The sequence below is a fragment of the Pseudomonas sp. Ga0074129 genome (assembly GCA_001465025.1).
In the GTDB taxonomy this organism is placed as follows: Bacteria; Pseudomonadota; Gammaproteobacteria; order Pseudomonadales; family Pseudomonadaceae; genus Aquipseudomonas.
In genome coordinates this window covers 121,428-134,883 of record LNDO01000079.1, presented here as the reverse complement: position 1 = coordinate 134,883, position 13,456 = coordinate 121,428, and the positions used below count along the sequence as shown (strand labels likewise).

The 13,456-nt window shown below is 58.9% G+C and carries 16 protein-coding genes; 8 read left to right on the top strand and 8 right to left on the bottom strand.

Translation table 11 applies throughout. The features are described from left to right. Window position 1 precedes the first annotated feature (1 nt). The 3 genes from AUK77_RS10595 to AUK77_RS10585 form a co-directional block, all read right to left on the bottom strand. Window positions 2-445 carry a tripartite tricarboxylate transporter TctB family protein gene (locus AUK77_RS10595; protein WP_296129279.1) on the bottom strand — a complete coding sequence of 148 codons (444 nt, stop codon included), beginning with the start codon at window positions 443-445 and terminating at the stop codon, window positions 2-4. Between the two features lie 149 nt (window positions 446-594). Then, complete coding sequence (locus AUK77_RS10590; protein WP_296129276.1) at window positions 595-1,572, bottom strand: tripartite tricarboxylate transporter substrate binding protein; 978 nt, start codon at window positions 1,570-1,572, stop codon at window positions 595-597. Window positions 1,573-1,602: 30 nt separating this feature from the next. Continuing rightward, window positions 1,603-2,874, bottom strand: a complete 1,272-nt coding sequence (locus tag AUK77_RS10585; RefSeq protein WP_296129273.1) for an OprD family porin — start codon at window positions 2,872-2,874, stop codon at window positions 1,603-1,605. Between the two features lie 297 nt (window positions 2,875-3,171). On the opposite strand from AUK77_RS10585, the gene AUK77_RS10580 reads away from it, so the two are divergent. Both AUK77_RS10580 and AUK77_RS10575 read left to right on the top strand, forming a co-directional pair. Continuing rightward, a complete protein-coding gene (locus AUK77_RS10580) occupies window positions 3,172-3,843 on the top strand; it encodes a response regulator (protein WP_296129271.1) in 672 nt (223 codons plus the stop codon). Between the two features lie 7 nt (window positions 3,844-3,850). Beyond that, window positions 3,851-5,251 (top strand): sensor histidine kinase, encoded by a 1,401-nt coding sequence (locus AUK77_RS10575; protein ID WP_296129395.1) that lies wholly within the window; start codon window positions 3,851-3,853, stop codon window positions 5,249-5,251. A 4-nt stretch (window positions 5,252-5,255) separates the two neighbouring features. Here the strand turns inward: AUK77_RS10575 and AUK77_RS10570 are convergent, their stop codons facing one another. The 4 genes from AUK77_RS10570 to AUK77_RS10555 form a co-directional block, all read right to left on the bottom strand. Continuing rightward, window positions 5,256-5,822, bottom strand: coding sequence for a transporter substrate-binding domain-containing protein (locus AUK77_RS10570; RefSeq protein WP_296129269.1), 567 nt, complete (start codon window positions 5,820-5,822; stop codon window positions 5,256-5,258). Next, window positions 5,762-6,016: a hypothetical protein gene (locus tag AUK77_RS10565; protein WP_296129267.1), complete on the bottom strand. Its 255-nt coding sequence runs from the start codon at window positions 6,014-6,016 to the stop codon at window positions 5,762-5,764. Before AUK77_RS10565 ends, AUK77_RS10570 begins: the two co-directional genes overlap by 61 nt. Window positions 6,017-6,084: 68 nt before the next feature. Then, window positions 6,085-6,921: an HDOD domain-containing protein gene (locus tag AUK77_RS10560; protein WP_296129265.1), complete on the bottom strand. Its 837-nt coding sequence runs from the start codon at window positions 6,919-6,921 to the stop codon at window positions 6,085-6,087. Window positions 6,922-6,976: 55 nt separating this feature from the next. Further along, the gene (locus tag AUK77_RS10555) at window positions 6,977-7,918 is read right to left on the bottom strand and encodes a folate-binding protein YgfZ (RefSeq protein ID WP_296129263.1); all 942 of its coding nucleotides are present in this window, start codon (window positions 7,916-7,918) and stop codon (window positions 6,977-6,979) included. A gap of 280 nt (window positions 7,919-8,198) precedes the next feature. Between AUK77_RS10555 and AUK77_RS10550 the strand changes: the two genes are divergently transcribed. Then, window positions 8,199-8,453, top strand: a complete 255-nt coding sequence (locus tag AUK77_RS10550) for a succinate dehydrogenase assembly factor 2 (protein WP_296129260.1) — start codon at window positions 8,199-8,201, stop codon at window positions 8,451-8,453. Next, the gene (locus tag AUK77_RS10545) at window positions 8,437-8,889 is read left to right on the top strand and encodes a protein YgfX (protein ID WP_296129258.1); all 453 of its coding nucleotides are present in this window, start codon (window positions 8,437-8,439) and stop codon (window positions 8,887-8,889) included. The genes AUK77_RS10550 and AUK77_RS10545 overlap by 17 nt, the downstream gene beginning before the upstream one ends. Here AUK77_RS10545 and nadB read toward each other — a convergent pair. Next, window positions 8,858-10,474 (bottom strand): L-aspartate oxidase, encoded by a 1,617-nt coding sequence (gene nadB / locus AUK77_RS10540; protein ID WP_296129255.1) that lies wholly within the window; start codon window positions 10,472-10,474, stop codon window positions 8,858-8,860. The two genes, AUK77_RS10545 and nadB, sit on opposite strands and share 32 nt — an antisense overlap. Before the next feature lie 352 nt (window positions 10,475-10,826). Between nadB and rpoE the strand changes: the two genes are divergently transcribed. From rpoE to AUK77_RS10520, 4 genes are read left to right on the top strand one after another with little or no spacing between them, the layout of a single operon-like run. Next, on the top strand, window positions 10,827-11,402 hold the full coding sequence (rpoE, locus tag AUK77_RS10535) for an RNA polymerase sigma factor RpoE (RefSeq protein ID WP_296129249.1): 576 nt from the start codon (window positions 10,827-10,829) through the stop codon (window positions 11,400-11,402). 36 nt (window positions 11,403-11,438) lie between these two features. Continuing rightward, window positions 11,439-12,032 carry an anti sigma-E factor RseA C-terminal domain-containing protein gene (locus tag AUK77_RS10530; RefSeq protein ID WP_296129247.1) on the top strand — a complete coding sequence of 198 codons (594 nt, stop codon included), beginning with the start codon at window positions 11,439-11,441 and terminating at the stop codon, window positions 12,030-12,032. 21 nt (window positions 12,033-12,053) lie between these two features. Next, the gene (locus AUK77_RS10525) at window positions 12,054-13,001 is read left to right on the top strand and encodes a MucB/RseB C-terminal domain-containing protein (RefSeq protein ID WP_296129245.1); all 948 of its coding nucleotides are present in this window, start codon (window positions 12,054-12,056) and stop codon (window positions 12,999-13,001) included. Beyond that, window positions 12,998-13,453, top strand: coding sequence for a SoxR reducing system RseC family protein (locus AUK77_RS10520; RefSeq protein ID WP_296129242.1), 456 nt, complete (start codon window positions 12,998-13,000; stop codon window positions 13,451-13,453). The genes AUK77_RS10525 and AUK77_RS10520 overlap by 4 nt, the downstream gene beginning before the upstream one ends. Window positions 13,454-13,456: the final 3 nt, after the last annotated feature.

Here is a 13,456-nt window from a genome sequence, read left to right as displayed (position 1 = left end):
TTCAGCTCTCCACAAAGGCTTCGAACAGGCCGAGGGGCAGCGGCACATCCAGCAGGTAATCAAACAGGCCGTACAGCAGCACGCCCATCAACACGGCGCTGATGGCGCAGGGCAGTGGACGACCGGTAAACAGCAGGCCCAAGGCGAAGGTGGCCAGCGTGGTGCTGATGATGAAGCCAAGCAGTTCGAACAAAAGTGCATAGCCGAGCAGTGCCAACACGCAAAGCGTGGCACGCAGTGCGGCGCGGGTATTCAGCGTTTCTTCCAGCAGGCCGGGCTTGAATATCAGCCACAGGCTGCCTAAGGCCATCAGGCTAAGCAGCAGCAGCGGATAGGCGCGCGGCCCAACGGGGTCGTAGGCGAAGGGTGCCTGGAACCCCCAGGCGATGACGGCGAGCACGGCGCAAAACAGCAGCCAGCTCGCGGCGAACAGGCGAACGTACATGGTGGATTACCTAGTCGAGGGTCAGGGAAAGACCGTGGAGCCGTAGGATGGGTTGAGCGCAGCGATACCCATCAATGGGTGCTGGGTGATGGGTGTCGCGACGCTCAACCTGCGCGGCCTGACCCATCCTACGAATTGCGGATTACGCGTTACTGCATCAGCCCGAACTCGCCAGCCAGCGCTTTGTATTCCTCAACTTGCTTGAAGACCAAGGCTTTCAACTCGTCGCCTGTCACTGACAACGGCAGCAGATCGCGCTGCTCGCGCAACTTGGCGAAATCTTCACGGGTGAGCAGGGTGTCAAACTGCTGTTTCCACCAGTTGTACTGCTCGTCGCTGACCTCTGGGCCCATATAGAAGCCGCGAATCACCGGCCAGACGATGTCGTAGCCCTGCTCCTTGGCGGTCGTAATGTCGGCCAGTTTGCCCGGCAGGCGCTCTTCGGACAGTACGGCGAGGATGCGCACCTTCTTGGCTGCTAACTGCGGGGTGACTTCGCCCAAACCGCTGGAGGTCACGTGCACATGGCCGCCGAGCATGGCGGTGAGGGTTTCGCCGCCGCCTTCAAAGGCTACATAGCGCAGGTTTTTCGGGTCGATACCGGCCAGGCGGGCGATCAGTGCTGTTTGCATCCAGTCCTGCCCGCCGATAGTCGCGCCAGCACCAAAAACGATGCTGGTGGGGTCTTTTTTCAGGGCTTGCACCAGCTCGTCGAGGCTCTGGTAAGGCGAGTCTTCACGCACGGTGATGGCGCCGTAGTCAGTGCCCACTGCGGCCAGCCAGCGCACATCATTTTCGTTGTAACGGCCGAACTTACCTTGCGCGAGGTTAAGCAACGAGCCGCTGGAGAATGCGGTAATGGTGCCCGCATCATCGGCGCGTTGAGCAATTACGGCGTTGTAGGCCACTGCGCCAACACCGCCGGGCATGTAGGTGACGCGCATCGGTGCTTTCAGCAGGCCGCTGTCTTTCAGGCCGCTCTGCGCCAGTTTGCAAGTGAGGTCAAAGCCACCGCCGGGTTTGGCTGGGGCAATGCACTCGGGGCGCTTCGGTTCGGCAGCCAGCAGTTGGCCAGCAAAGGCCATGCAGGCGGTGGCCAGGGCGATACGGGTAAAGGCAGTTTTCATGGATGTTTTCCTCCGGACTCTTATTGTGATTTACCAAATGGGCAGCGTGTAGCCGACGATGACGCGGTTTTCGTCCGCATCACGGGCAAAGTCGGAGTGAAAACTGGCATTGCGCAGGCGTACGTAGACATCTTTCAGTGGGCCGCTCTGCACCACGTACTTGATCTCAATGTTGCGCTCCCATTCGCCGCCGGTGTCTGTGCTGCCGGCGATCTGCGCGTCGCTGCCTTTGATGTAGCGGGTCATAAAGCTCAGGCCGGGTATGCCGACTTTGCCCAGGTCATAGTCATAACGGGCCTGCCAAGAGCGCTCGTCGGCGTTGGCGAAGTCGTTGATCTGTACGAAGTTCACCAGGAACGGGTCGCTGCCATCAATGTAGGCGTAACCGGTGTCGCCGCTCATGTCCTGAAAGCCGAGGCCCATTTTGTGCCCTTCGATCGCATAGGTGAGCATGGCGTTAAACGCGCGGTTGTCGACTTTGCCCGCATTTGCAGCACCGCTGTCCTTGCTCAGCATCATCCGCACATCGGCGCTCAGGGTGCCGCTGCCCAGAGGCTGGCTGGCAAGCAGGCCAAAGAAGTGCTGGCGGTAGATGTCGTTGAGGTCGGCGAAGTAATAACGGCCGCTCAGACCCTTGGCGAACTCATAATCGAGGCCCATCAGGTCGAGATGATCCGCCGTGATGCCAGCGGCAAAACGACGGTTCTTGCTGTTGAGGATCAGCTCCTCTGAATTGGTTGAGGCGCGGTCGATCACCTTGTCCAGGCGTCCGCCGGTAAAGGTCAGGCCGTCAATTTCACCAGAGGTCAGCAAGCCACCTTCGAACACCTGTGGCAGCAGGCGACTGTCGCTGGCCTTGACCACTGGCAGCTCGGGGACGTGCGAGCCATAGCGCAATTCTGTCGCAGACACTTTGACCTTAGCGGTCAGACCCAAACGGCCGAATTGGTCAGGTGTACCGCCGTCATCTTGAACCGGGAGCAGGTCGGTGCCGGTACGGTCGCCGCCGGAGTCCAGTTTGACCCCAACCAGACCCAGTGCATCGAGGCCGAAACCCACGGTGCCTTCGGTGTAACCGGACTGAACGTCAAGCCAGAAGCCTTGGCCCCATTCTTCGCGTTTATTTTGTTGGGCGCTGGTGCCTTCACGAAAATCACGGTTGAAGTAAATGTTGGTGGTGGTCAGGCTGGCTTTGCTGTCGGCGACAAAATCAGCGTGCGCTATTGGGGTAAGGAAGGCAGTGCTAATGGCGAGGCTGAGCAGATGTACAGGCGATATCGCCCGGTAGGATGCGGATGGCATCTGTGGTCTCCATTGTTGTTTTTGTCACGCCCGTGCACCACTGCATCAGGCGTTCTGGTCGGTGGATCGAGCCACCTGAAACCGATCCTAAAGAGGCAAGCTTTCACCAGGCTTTCAGGTTGAAAAAAACGCCTGGAGCGTTTTTTGACGTCGCTTGCGACGGCCCGTAGGGTGGCCGCCAGGGATGGCAGGCTACAAAGAAACACCTGGAGAGTTTTTTTCATGTCACTTGCGACGGCCCCCGGGGTGCCCCGTTACACTGGGCCGATAACAATAATTTTGTGGAGTGCCATTACCGTGCGAATCCTGCTGGTTGAGGACCATCTACCCCTGGCTGAAAGCGTGGCCCAGGCCCTGCGTGGCAGCGGGCTGACGGTAGACATGCTGCATGATGGCGTGGCCGCCGATCTGGCGTTGAGCAGCGAGGAATACGTGCTGGCCATTCTCGATATCGGCTTGCCGCGCCTGGATGGTTTTGCGGTGCTCGCCCGCTTGCGTGAGCGCGGCAAAACCCTGCCGGTGTTGATGTTGACTGCCCGTGGCGAGGTCAAGGACCGGGTGCACGGTCTTAACCTGGGGGCTGATGATTACCTGGCCAAACCCTTCGAGCTGAGTGAGCTTGAGGCGCGAGTCAAAGCCCTGCTGCGCCGCACCGTGCTCGGCGGTGAGCGGCAACAGCGTTGCGGCAACTTGCACTACGATCTGGATACCCGGCGCTTCACCCTGGCTCAGAGCCTGCTGACCCTGACCTCCCGCGAGCAAGCGGTGTTGGAGGCCATGATTGCCCGGCCGGGGCGCGTGATGAGCAAGGAGCAACTGGCCGCTCAGGTGTTCGGCTTGGATGAAGACGCCAGCAACGACGCCATCGAAATCTACGTGCATCGCCTGCGCAAAAAACTTGAAGGCGGTGGCGTGCGTATTGTCACCTTCCGGGGTTTGGGCTACCTGCTGGAGGCTGTCGTTGACTGAGTCTGAGCTGGCAGAAACGCTGCAGGCGAGCAGTCTGCGCGGCCGACTACTCCGCCGTCTGGCTCTGCTGTTGACGCTGATTCTGTTGGCGAGCAGCTTGAGCGCTTATTGGAGCGCGCGCCGCGCTGCCGATACGGCCTATGACCGCACCCTGCTGGCCTCTGCCCGTGCGATTGCCGATGGCTTGTTCACCACGGCGGATCGTTTGAATGCCAACGTGCCTTATGTCGCACTGGACACTTTCGCCTACGACAGCGCCGGGCGTATCTATTTTCAGGTGTTGGACGTGCAGGGCGCGCTGGTCTCTGGCTATGACGACTTGCCACCGCCACCGCCCGGTACGCCGCGTACCGAAGATTACCCAGCGCTGGCGCATTTTTATGATGCCCAATACCGCGATCAGGGTGTGCGCATGGTCAGCCTGTTGCAGCCGGTGAGTGAGCCGGGGGTCAATGGCATTGCCGAGATTCGTGTGGCCGAAACCCAGGGCGCACGTGAGCGCATGGCCCATGAGTTATTGCTCGGCACGCTGTTGCGCATGGCGTTGCTAGCACTCAGTGCGTTGCTGCTGGTGTGGCTGGCCGTTACAGCTGCATTGCGGCCATTGGAGGCGCTGCGTCGTGGGGTGGCTGCGCGTGCCAGTAATGATCTGCAGCCCTTGTCGGATGCCGGTATGCCGCGTGAGTTGCGCCCGTTGATTGATGCGCTGAATCAATTCAATGACCGTTTACGCCACCTGTTCGAGCGCCAGTCGCAGTTTATTGCCGATGCTTCCCATGAACTGCGCACCCCTTTGGCAGCGCTCAAGGCGCGCGTTGAATTAGGCTTACGCGCGCAAGAGCCTGCCGTGTGGCGCACCACCTTGGAGGAGGCGGCGCAGAGCACCGATAAGTTGACCCATTTGGCCAACCAGTTGCTGTCGCTGGCACGCATTGAAAGCGGCGCACGGGCCATTGCCGAGGGCGGTGCGCAGCGTCTTGAGCTCAGTCAGTTGGCCCGTGAGCTGGGTATGGCTTTGGCCCCATTGGCCCACGCACGCGGCATCGCCTTGGCTCTGGAGGCTGAGCAGGCTGTGTGGATCAGCGGTGAGCCGACTCTGCTAAACGAGTTGCTGTGCAACTTGCTGGATAACGCCTTGGCCCATACCGCCGCTGGCGGCGGCGTGATCTTGCGGGTGCTGCCCAACGCTGTGCTGGAAGTGGAAGACGACGGCCCCGGCATTGCGCCCGAGGAATACCAGCGCGTGTTTGAACGTTTCTACCGTGGCAGCAACAAGGGGACGGGCGCCGGGTTGGGCTTGGCTATTGTCGGCGAGATCTGCCGGGCGCATCAGGCAACCATCAGCTTGCATCAGGTTCAGCCGCAGGGCTTGCGTGTGCGCGTGGAGTTCAACGTTGCAGAAGTTTAAAGGCTCAAGGGTTCAGGCTGAGGGGTTGCTGAATCTCCAGCAGGTATTGCGTCACCTTGCCGCTCTCGCGCAACTGCGCGAGGCCTTGGTTGAATCGCGCCATCAGTTCGGCATTGCCCGGCACCTCGCGGGACATCAGCAGGTGTAGGCTATCCAGGCGCAGGGGCTGAGGGTGGAAGGTCAGCTTGGCCCGGTCGGCTGCGTTGAAGTATTGGTGCAGCGTGTCAAAACCGACCACCTTGTCCACTGGGAATACATCAACCCGCCCGGCGATCAACTGGCGAAATGCGGTTTCATCGCTGGTGACGCGGTTGACGCGCAGTTGCCCTTTGGCTTCGGCTTGTTGGAAGGCATCGCCGTAGTCGTAGCCACGGGTGCCGACAATGCGTTGTTTGTCTAGGTCGCTGACTTGGCGCCAGTCAAACAGGTAATCCTTGCGATGGAACAGGTAGAAGCCGTTTTCTACTACAGGGTCACTGACAAAGAATGTCTCTTCGCGCTCGCGGTTGTTCAGCCAAACCGCTGTCCCGTTACGTTTCCGCTTTGTGCCAACTGCAATGAACGCGCCCAAGGGTGAAACTCCCAGGCCACGGTAATGCCCTGCAAGGCGAAAGCCTCGCTGACAATGCGTGAGGCAACGCCATGATGGGGTAAGTGCTGGCCGAGGTAGGGCGGCCATTCGCCGTTGGTCAGTCGCACTGTTTCAGCGTGCGCGCCACTGGCAGCAGCCAGGCTGAGAAGCAGCGAACAGAGCAGTGTACGCATGGTGTGAATACCCCCAAAGGTTGCACTCATCCTAGTGGCTGGCGCCGGCATGCGCACGCACGGCCATTTTATTGCAGCATGCCCATGGCCGCTTCCATGGCGGCGGAAAGGTCTTCGTCGTCATTCAGGTTCTGGCTGGGGTCGAGGCCCAGCTTGCGGAAGGCCGGAATCTGGCTCCAGTCCAGTTGCGTGTAGGGGTGTTCGCTGCCCACGAAGCTTTGCAGGGTGGCAACCTGAACGATGTCGACGTAGTCAACCTTGGCGCTGTCACGGGTGAAGTCCAGGTACTGGCCAGGCACCATGGATATCAGCTCGGGGAACTCCCAAGTGCGCAGGATTTTGTCGCCGATGATTGGGTGAATCTGCTCGATCACATGGTTGAGGCTGATCGAGTCGGCCAGCAGTTCGCTGTGCTCCTCGGCGTAAGTGAGGATAGGCAGCACGCCGATTTGATGGACCAGCCCAGCCAGGGTGGCCTGATCCGGCAATAGGCGGGTGTAGTGCTTGCACAGAACGTGGCAGATGCCGGCGATTTCCGTGCTTTTGTTCCACACTTCACGCATTTTGCGATCTACCACGTCGCTGGTAGCTTGGAACATCTGCTCCATCGCCAGGCCCGTGGCCAGGTTGCAGGTGTAGTTGATGCCCAGGCGGCTGACGGCCATTTGCAAGTCGGTGATTTCTTTGTTGGTACGCAGCAACGGGCTGTTTACCACTTTGATGATGCGGGCTGTCAGGGCTGCATCATTACCGATGACTTTGCTCAGTTGCGGGATGCTGATATCAGGATCTTCTGCCGCTTCGCGAACCTTTAGGGCGACTTCCGGCAGGGTCGGCAATACCAGTTCATCGTTGTCGATGGCCTGGATCAGTTCCTTTTGTACTTTTTCAGCAAGCTTGCTCATGGGCAATTCTCTGTAGGCGTTCGGCTTAATGAGTGTAGTCAGTCGCGTGGTCGCGTCAGCGCTGTATTTCGCGATCAACGTCCAGGCTGTAGGGCAGGCTGAGCATATTCAGCGCTGGACCTTCGGGGCTGCCGAGGTGAATGCGACCATCCTGCGTGGCGTCATCTTGCAGCACGGCTAATAACTCAATGCCGCTCTCGCTGTGTGCAGCCAGCACCACTTCGCCCACGCTGGAGCCGTGCACAGGGGAGAACAGTGGCGTGCCTGGCTCCGGCAATACGGCTTCATGCATTTCCAGGCGTTGCAGGCGGCGCTTGAGTTTGCCCAGGTACTGCATACGCGCCACGATTTCCTGGCCGGTGTAGCAGCCCTTTTTGAAGCTGACGCCGTCCAGTGCCTGCAGATTGATCATCTGTGGGATAAACAACTCGCGAGTCGGCCCCATCACTTGACCAATACCGGCACGGATTTGTGCCAGGAGCCAGGTGTTGAGCGGCGCTTCGGGCAGTTGGCTGGCCAGTTGCGCTTTGATTGTTTGCGCCTGAGCTACAGGCACCCAGAGTTCAGCACGGCCGTCGTGGGTGCGCACGGCCATCAGGTCGTTGTGCCGGGCCACGCTGCCAGCTTCGGCGGGTAACGTCAGGTCGAGTTGGCGCAGCAGGTCATCCGCACCGCTGAGGCCAAAACGTGCCCACTCAGCGCTTTCGTCAATAAGTTTGGACTTGCTGAAGGCGGCATATTTCTTCAGGTCATTAAGCTGTGCGTCAAGCAACTCATTGGCCATGGCCAGCAGGTAGCCATCGGCCACACTGACAATGCCAAAGCTCGACTGCATACGGCCTTTGGGCGTGCAGCGTGCACCCAGACTGGCGTGAGATTCATTCAGGTAATTAAGGTTGCAGGTGACTTGACCCTGGAGGAATTTGTTGGCGTCCGGACCACGCACCGCAAGGATGCTTTCGTGGCTGAGAGGGCAGTAAAACGCGTTATCGGCCATGGTGAATTGGGTATCACTGGATAAAAGATGAGGGTGAGCATCATAAAAGCAGCTGCGCGGCGCAAGCTACAAGCTTTAAGCAAATGCGCTGAAAAAACCGATTGTGTTGGCAAAGATGCTTGCTGGGTTGATTAATGCCTTGCAGCTTGAGGCTTGCGGGCAATTCTGGCTGGTATACTGCCGGCCTTATTTATGGCCTGCCATCCTTGGCGGTCACCCTTCGGGCCGTCGCTGCGCGACGTTGAAAATGGCCTTGCACCATTTTTTTAAGGAGTACCTCATGGTCGACTCGGTTGAACTCAATCGCCTTTTTTGGCACAGCCGCCGGGGCATGCTGGAGCTTGATGTGCTGCTGGTGCCTTTTGTGCGTGAGGTGTATCCGCACCTCGATGCGGATGATCGTGAGCGTTATCGCAAATTGCTCGAATGCGAAGATCAGGACATGTTTGGCTGGTTTATGCAGCGCGATGAACCGCAGGACGACGATCTCAAGCGCATGGTTCGGATGATTCTGGATCGTGTCCAGCCTAAGTGATGGCCTGGAGTGTCAGTGGCAGCCCTCGCGTTGGCTGCTGGCTGGCTATGGCGGTGTCCAGTTGCTGGCGCTGCTCAGTCTGTGGCAGGTAGATCTACCGCTCTGGGCGCTGGCGCTGGGCCTGTTGTTTTGCATAGCCCATGCACTGTGGGTAGTGCCACGTTATCTGTCGCTCAGCTCGCCTTTTGCTTACCGTGGCTTGCGCTGTGATCAGGAGGGGTGGCAGGTTTATAGCCTCGCCGCTGGCTGGCAGGTTATCGAGTTGCATGCCGACAGCTTGGCGTTACCGGCCATTATCCTGCTGCGGTTTCGTTTGCTTGGGCAGCGTCGTGTGCGTTCGTTGTGCATTGCGCGCGACAGCCTGAGCCGCGATCAGCATCGACGGCTCAGGGTGCGCTTGAAGTTCAGCCGCAATAGGTGGGCGGCTGCAAGATAGTGTCGCGGGCTTCGGCCAGTTGCTGCGGGTAGTCGAGGGTAAAGTGCAGGCCACGGCTTTCATGGCGTTGCATGGCTGAACGAATCATCAACTCGGCCACCTGCGCCAGGTTGCGCAGCTCAATCAGGTCTCGGCTGACTCGATAGTTGCTGTAAAATTCATCAATCTCATCGAGCAGTAGGCGCACGCGATGTTCGGCGCGTTGCAGGCGTTTGTTAGTGCGCACAATACCGACGTAGTCCCACATAAAGCGGCGCAACTCGTCCCAGTTGTGCGCAATGATCACGTCTTCGTCCGAATCGGTCACTTGGCTGGCGTCCCAATCGGGCAGCGCTGTTGGCAGTTCAATCTGGTCCAGTTGGGCGACAATGTCGGCGGCCGCCGAGCGCGCGTAGACAAAGCACTCAAGCAGCGAGTTGCTGGCCATGCGATTGGCCCCGTGCAGCCCGGTAAAACTGGTTTCGCCGATGGCGTATAGCCCCGGCACGTCGGTGTGGCCATTCTGGTCAACCACCACGCCGCCGCAGGTGTAGTGCGCGGCCGGCACAACCGGAATCGGCTGTTGGGTGATGTCGATGCCAAATTCCAGGCAGCGTTCATAAACGGTGGGGAAGTGCGCTTTGATGAAATCCGCCGGTTGGTGGCTGATGTCGAGGAACACGCAATCGATCCCCAGGCGCTTCATCTCATGGTCGATGGCGCGGGCAACTATGTCCCGTGGTGCTAATTCGGCGCGCTCATCAAACCGCGGCATAAAGCGTTCGCCATTGGGCAGCTTGAGCAAGGCGCCTTCACCGCGCAGGGCTTCGGTGACCAGAAAGCTCTTGGCTTGCGGGTGGTACAGGCAGGTGGGGTGAAACTGGTTGAACTCCAGGTTGCCCACCCGGCAGCCGGCACGCCAGGCCATGGCGATGCCATCACCGCAGGCACCGTCTGGGTTGCTGGTGTACAGGTAGACCTTGGCGGCACCGCCGGTGGCAAGTATCACGAAGCGGGCGCTAAAGGTGTCCACTTCGCCGCTGTCACGGTTGAGCACATACGCGCCCAGGCAGCGTTGGCCGGCCAAACCCAGTTTGCGCTCGGTGATCAGGTCAACGGCTACGCGTTGTTCGAGCAGTTCGATATTACGACGGGCTCGGGTTTGCTCCAGCAGCGTATTAAAGATGGCTGCGCCGGTGGCATCCGCGGCGTGAATAATGCGTCGGTGGCTGTGGCCACCCTCGCGGGTTAGATGAAATTCGAAGCCGCCATCTTCGCGTGCTGTTTGATCGTCACGGGTAAAGGGAACGCCCTGATCGATCAGCCATTGGATAGCCTCGCGGCTGTGTTCTACGGTGAAGCGCACGGCATCTTCGCGGCACAGGCCGCCGCCCGCATTAAGGGTGTCCGCAACGTGTGATTCAACCGTGTCGGTATCATCCAGCACAGCCGCTACACCGCCTTGGGCCCAGTAGGTGGAACCGTTGGACAGGTTGCCTTTGCTCAATACGGCAATGCGCAGATGCCCCGGCAGTGTTAGCGCCAGAGTAAGGCCTGCAGCACCGCTGCCGATAACCAGAACGTCGTGTTGGTAATGTTGGCTCATGTTCGAATTCCGCAAAAAGCGGCCCCTAGTATATAGAGGGGGTGGGCGGCACAATAGCTGGCTTATGACCAAGTGCACTACTCGGGAACTTTTTAAGCATTTGAAGTTCCATAGGCGGTTGTTTGATTGGAAATATGTTGCACCAGGGTTCTAAAAAGCAGCCTTAATGGCTGGCCTGGGATTGGTTTTCGCAACAGTGGAGTCCCATTGCTGCGCTGTTCCATGCAGTTCGTAGCGCGTTCTGCAGGAAGCTTGTTGGGAGGAGAGAACTTTTGCGCAATGCCCAAGTCTATGTTTACAGACCGTTTAACGGGTTGGCGTTGCACTCCTTCGAACCTATTGAGGAGATTTCATGCTAGCCCAGGAAGAAGATCAGCAGCTGGTCGAGCGCGTTCAGCGTGGCGACAAGCGAGCGTTTGATCTGTTGGTGCTCAAGTATCAGCACAAGATTCTCGGGTTGATCGTGCGGTTTGTGCATGACACCCATGAGGCGCAGGACGTGGCGCAGGAAGCCTTCGTCAAGGCTTATCGGGCGTTGGGTAATTTTCGCGGTGACAGTGCGTTTTACACCTGGCTGTATCGCATCGCGATCAATACGGCGAAAAACCACTTGGTATCGCGCGGCCGGCGACCGCCTGACAGCGATGTAAGCGCCGAGGATGCCGAGTTCTATGACGGCGATCATGCTCTCAAGAACATCGAGTCCCCGGAACGTGCGCTGCTGCGCGATGAAATCGAAGCCACGGTGCACCGCAGTATTGAGCAGCTCCCGGAAGATTTGCGCACGGCGCTAACCTTGCGTGAGTTTGATGGTCTGAGTTACGAGGACATTGCCAGTGTTATGCAGTGTCCGGTTGGTACGGTGCGTTCGCGGATTTTCCGGGCGCGCGAAGCCATCGATAAGTCCCTGCAGCCTTTGCTGCAGTAGCCTAAGACAGCGGCGTTAGCCAAGAGAGGAACCACCATGAGTCGTGAAACCCTGCAGGAATCGCTGTCCGCGGTGATGGATAACCAAGCAGATGAGTTGGAGTTGCGACGTGTCCTGGCCGCCAATGGCGACCCAGAGCTGCGTGCCACCTGGATGCGCTATCAAGTCGCCCGTGCGGTCATGCACAAGGACCTCTTGGAGCCGCGCCTGGATATTGCTTCGGCTGTATCGGCAGCGTTGGCGGACGATCCTGTACCCACCGCAGTGGCGCCACAACGTGGCATTTGGCGCAACGTGGGCCGCTTGGCCGTTGCGGCCTCTGTCACGGTGGCGGTGCTGGCTGGTGTGAGGTTCTATAACCAGGATGAAATCACCGGTGTGCAGTTGGCGCAGCAGGCTGCCCAGCCGGTATTGACCATTCCGCAAGTCAGCGGTCCTGCCATGTTGGCCGGGTTCAACTCGACCGCTGAGCAAAACGCCTCACAGGTTAGTGCGGTCGGTCAGGGCCAGCCAGGCTGGCATGAGCAGCGTCTGCCGGCTTACTTACGCCAACATGCTCAGCAAGGTGCCATGGGCGCCAATGAGGGCGCGCTGCCTTATGCGCGTGCTGCTAGTCTGGAAAGCCGTTAACTGTCCTTGTTGAGGAGTCGCATGCGCTTTTTATCCCTTGGCGGTCTACTGGTGGGCGGGCTGTTCAGTCTGTCTGCCGTAGCGAGTGATGGTGCGGCATTGTTGCAGCGCTTGGCGCAGGCCGAGCGTACACAAAGTTTCAGTGGCACCTTTGTTTATGAACGTAACGGTAGTTTCTCATCCCATAGCGTTTGGCATCAGGTAGCCAATGATGGCGTAGTTCGCGAACGCCTGCTGCAGCTAGATGGCGCAGCCAAGGAAGTGGTGCGAGTCGATGGGCAGGTGCAGTGTGCCAGTGGCATGTTGGCCGATCAGCTCACAGAAACCCAGTTGCGGCCTGGTCGAGAGTTGGAGCCTGCCAAGCTCTCGCAGTGGTATGACCTGCGCATTTTGGGCGAGTCCCGTGTGGCTGGGCGCGCCACAACGGTGCTGGCGCTGGTGCCGCGCGATCAATATCGCCATGGCATTGAGTTGCATCTGGATCAGCAAACCGGGCTCGCAGTGAAGTCGCTGCTGGTCAATGACAAAGGACAGTTGCTGGAGCGTTTTCAGTTCACTCATATTCAAGTCGGTGATGTGGCAACCGACGCGCTTCTACCCGGTGCGGGTTGCCGGCCGGTGCGCACGGCTCCTGCTACAACTCAATCTGCTCAGGTATGGTCATCGCAGTGGCTTCCACCAGGCTTTACCCTGAGTTCTGCCTCGCCGCGTCGAAGCCCTGCTTCTGATGAATCGGTTGCCTGCCAGGTTTATGACGATGGCTTGGCGCGTTTCTCTGTGTTCATTGAGCCGCTGAATGACGCGACGGCTGAAGATGTGCGCAGCCAACTCGGCCCTACCGTGGCTGTGTCACGTCGCCTGAAAACCAACAATGGCGATGTGATGGTGACGGTAATCGGTGAGATTCCGCTGGGCACGGCTGAACGTATTGCGCTATCCATTCGCTCGCCTGACGAAGCAATGCCATGATCGAAGAGCAGGGGCGAGTGGTAGCAGTCGAACACGGTGCCGTGTGGGTTGAAACGGTGCGCAAAAGCACCTGCTCAAGTTGTTCCGTTAAGGCAGGATGCGGTCAGGGCTTGCTTGAACAATTGGGTGCGAGTGGTCGGCGCGGCCTGATTCGCGCACTTTGCGATATGCACCTGAAAGTGGGCGACAGCGTGGTGATTGGCGTACGTGAAGATCTGCTGGTACGAGGCTCACTGCTGGTTTATCTATTACCCTTGCTGGGCTTGTTCGCAGCTGCGATAGTAGCAGAGCAGTTCGGCCTCACTGAGCCTTGGGTGATTGTGAGTGCTTTTATTGGTTTTGCAGTGACGTGCATGGGTGTGCGCTGGCGCAGTCGTAATGTGGCAACTGACCCTTCTTTGCAACCGGTGGTGTTGCGGGCCTTGCTTACCGGTACTGCTGCTGCCTTTTGAGAT

Excerpts from the sequence above, each read along its gene's own strand:
- AUK77_RS10595 (WP_296129279.1), bottom strand. The coding sequence starts at position 445 with ATGTACGTTCGCCTGTTCGCCGCGAGCTGGCTGCTGTTTTGCGCCGTG.
- AUK77_RS10590 (WP_296129276.1), bottom strand. The coding sequence starts at position 1,572 with ATGAAAACTGCCTTTACCCGTATCGCCCTGGCCACCGCCTGCATGGCC.
- AUK77_RS10585 (WP_296129273.1), bottom strand. The coding sequence starts at position 2,874 with ATGCCATCCGCATCCTACCGGGCGATATCGCCTGTACATCTGCTCAGC.
- AUK77_RS10565 (WP_296129267.1), bottom strand. The coding sequence starts at position 6,016 with ATGCGTACACTGCTCTGTTCGCTGCTTCTCAGCCTGGCTGCTGCCAGT.
- AUK77_RS10560 (WP_296129265.1), bottom strand. The coding sequence starts at position 6,921 with ATGAGCAAGCTTGCTGAAAAAGTACAAAAGGAACTGATCCAGGCCATC.
- AUK77_RS10555 (WP_296129263.1), bottom strand. The coding sequence starts at position 7,918 with ATGGCCGATAACGCGTTTTACTGCCCTCTCAGCCACGAAAGCATCCTT.
- AUK77_RS10550 (WP_296129260.1), top strand. The coding sequence starts at position 8,199 with ATGGTCGACTCGGTTGAACTCAATCGCCTTTTTTGGCACAGCCGCCGG.
- nadB (WP_296129255.1), bottom strand. The coding sequence starts at position 10,474 with ATGAGCCAACATTACCAACACGACGTTCTGGTTATCGGCAGCGGTGCT.
- rpoE (WP_296129249.1), top strand. The coding sequence starts at position 10,827 with ATGCTAGCCCAGGAAGAAGATCAGCAGCTGGTCGAGCGCGTTCAGCGT.
- AUK77_RS10530 (WP_296129247.1), top strand. The coding sequence starts at position 11,439 with ATGAGTCGTGAAACCCTGCAGGAATCGCTGTCCGCGGTGATGGATAAC.
- AUK77_RS10525 (WP_296129245.1), top strand. The coding sequence starts at position 12,054 with ATGCGCTTTTTATCCCTTGGCGGTCTACTGGTGGGCGGGCTGTTCAGT.
- AUK77_RS10520 (WP_296129242.1), top strand. The coding sequence starts at position 12,998 with ATGATCGAAGAGCAGGGGCGAGTGGTAGCAGTCGAACACGGTGCCGTG.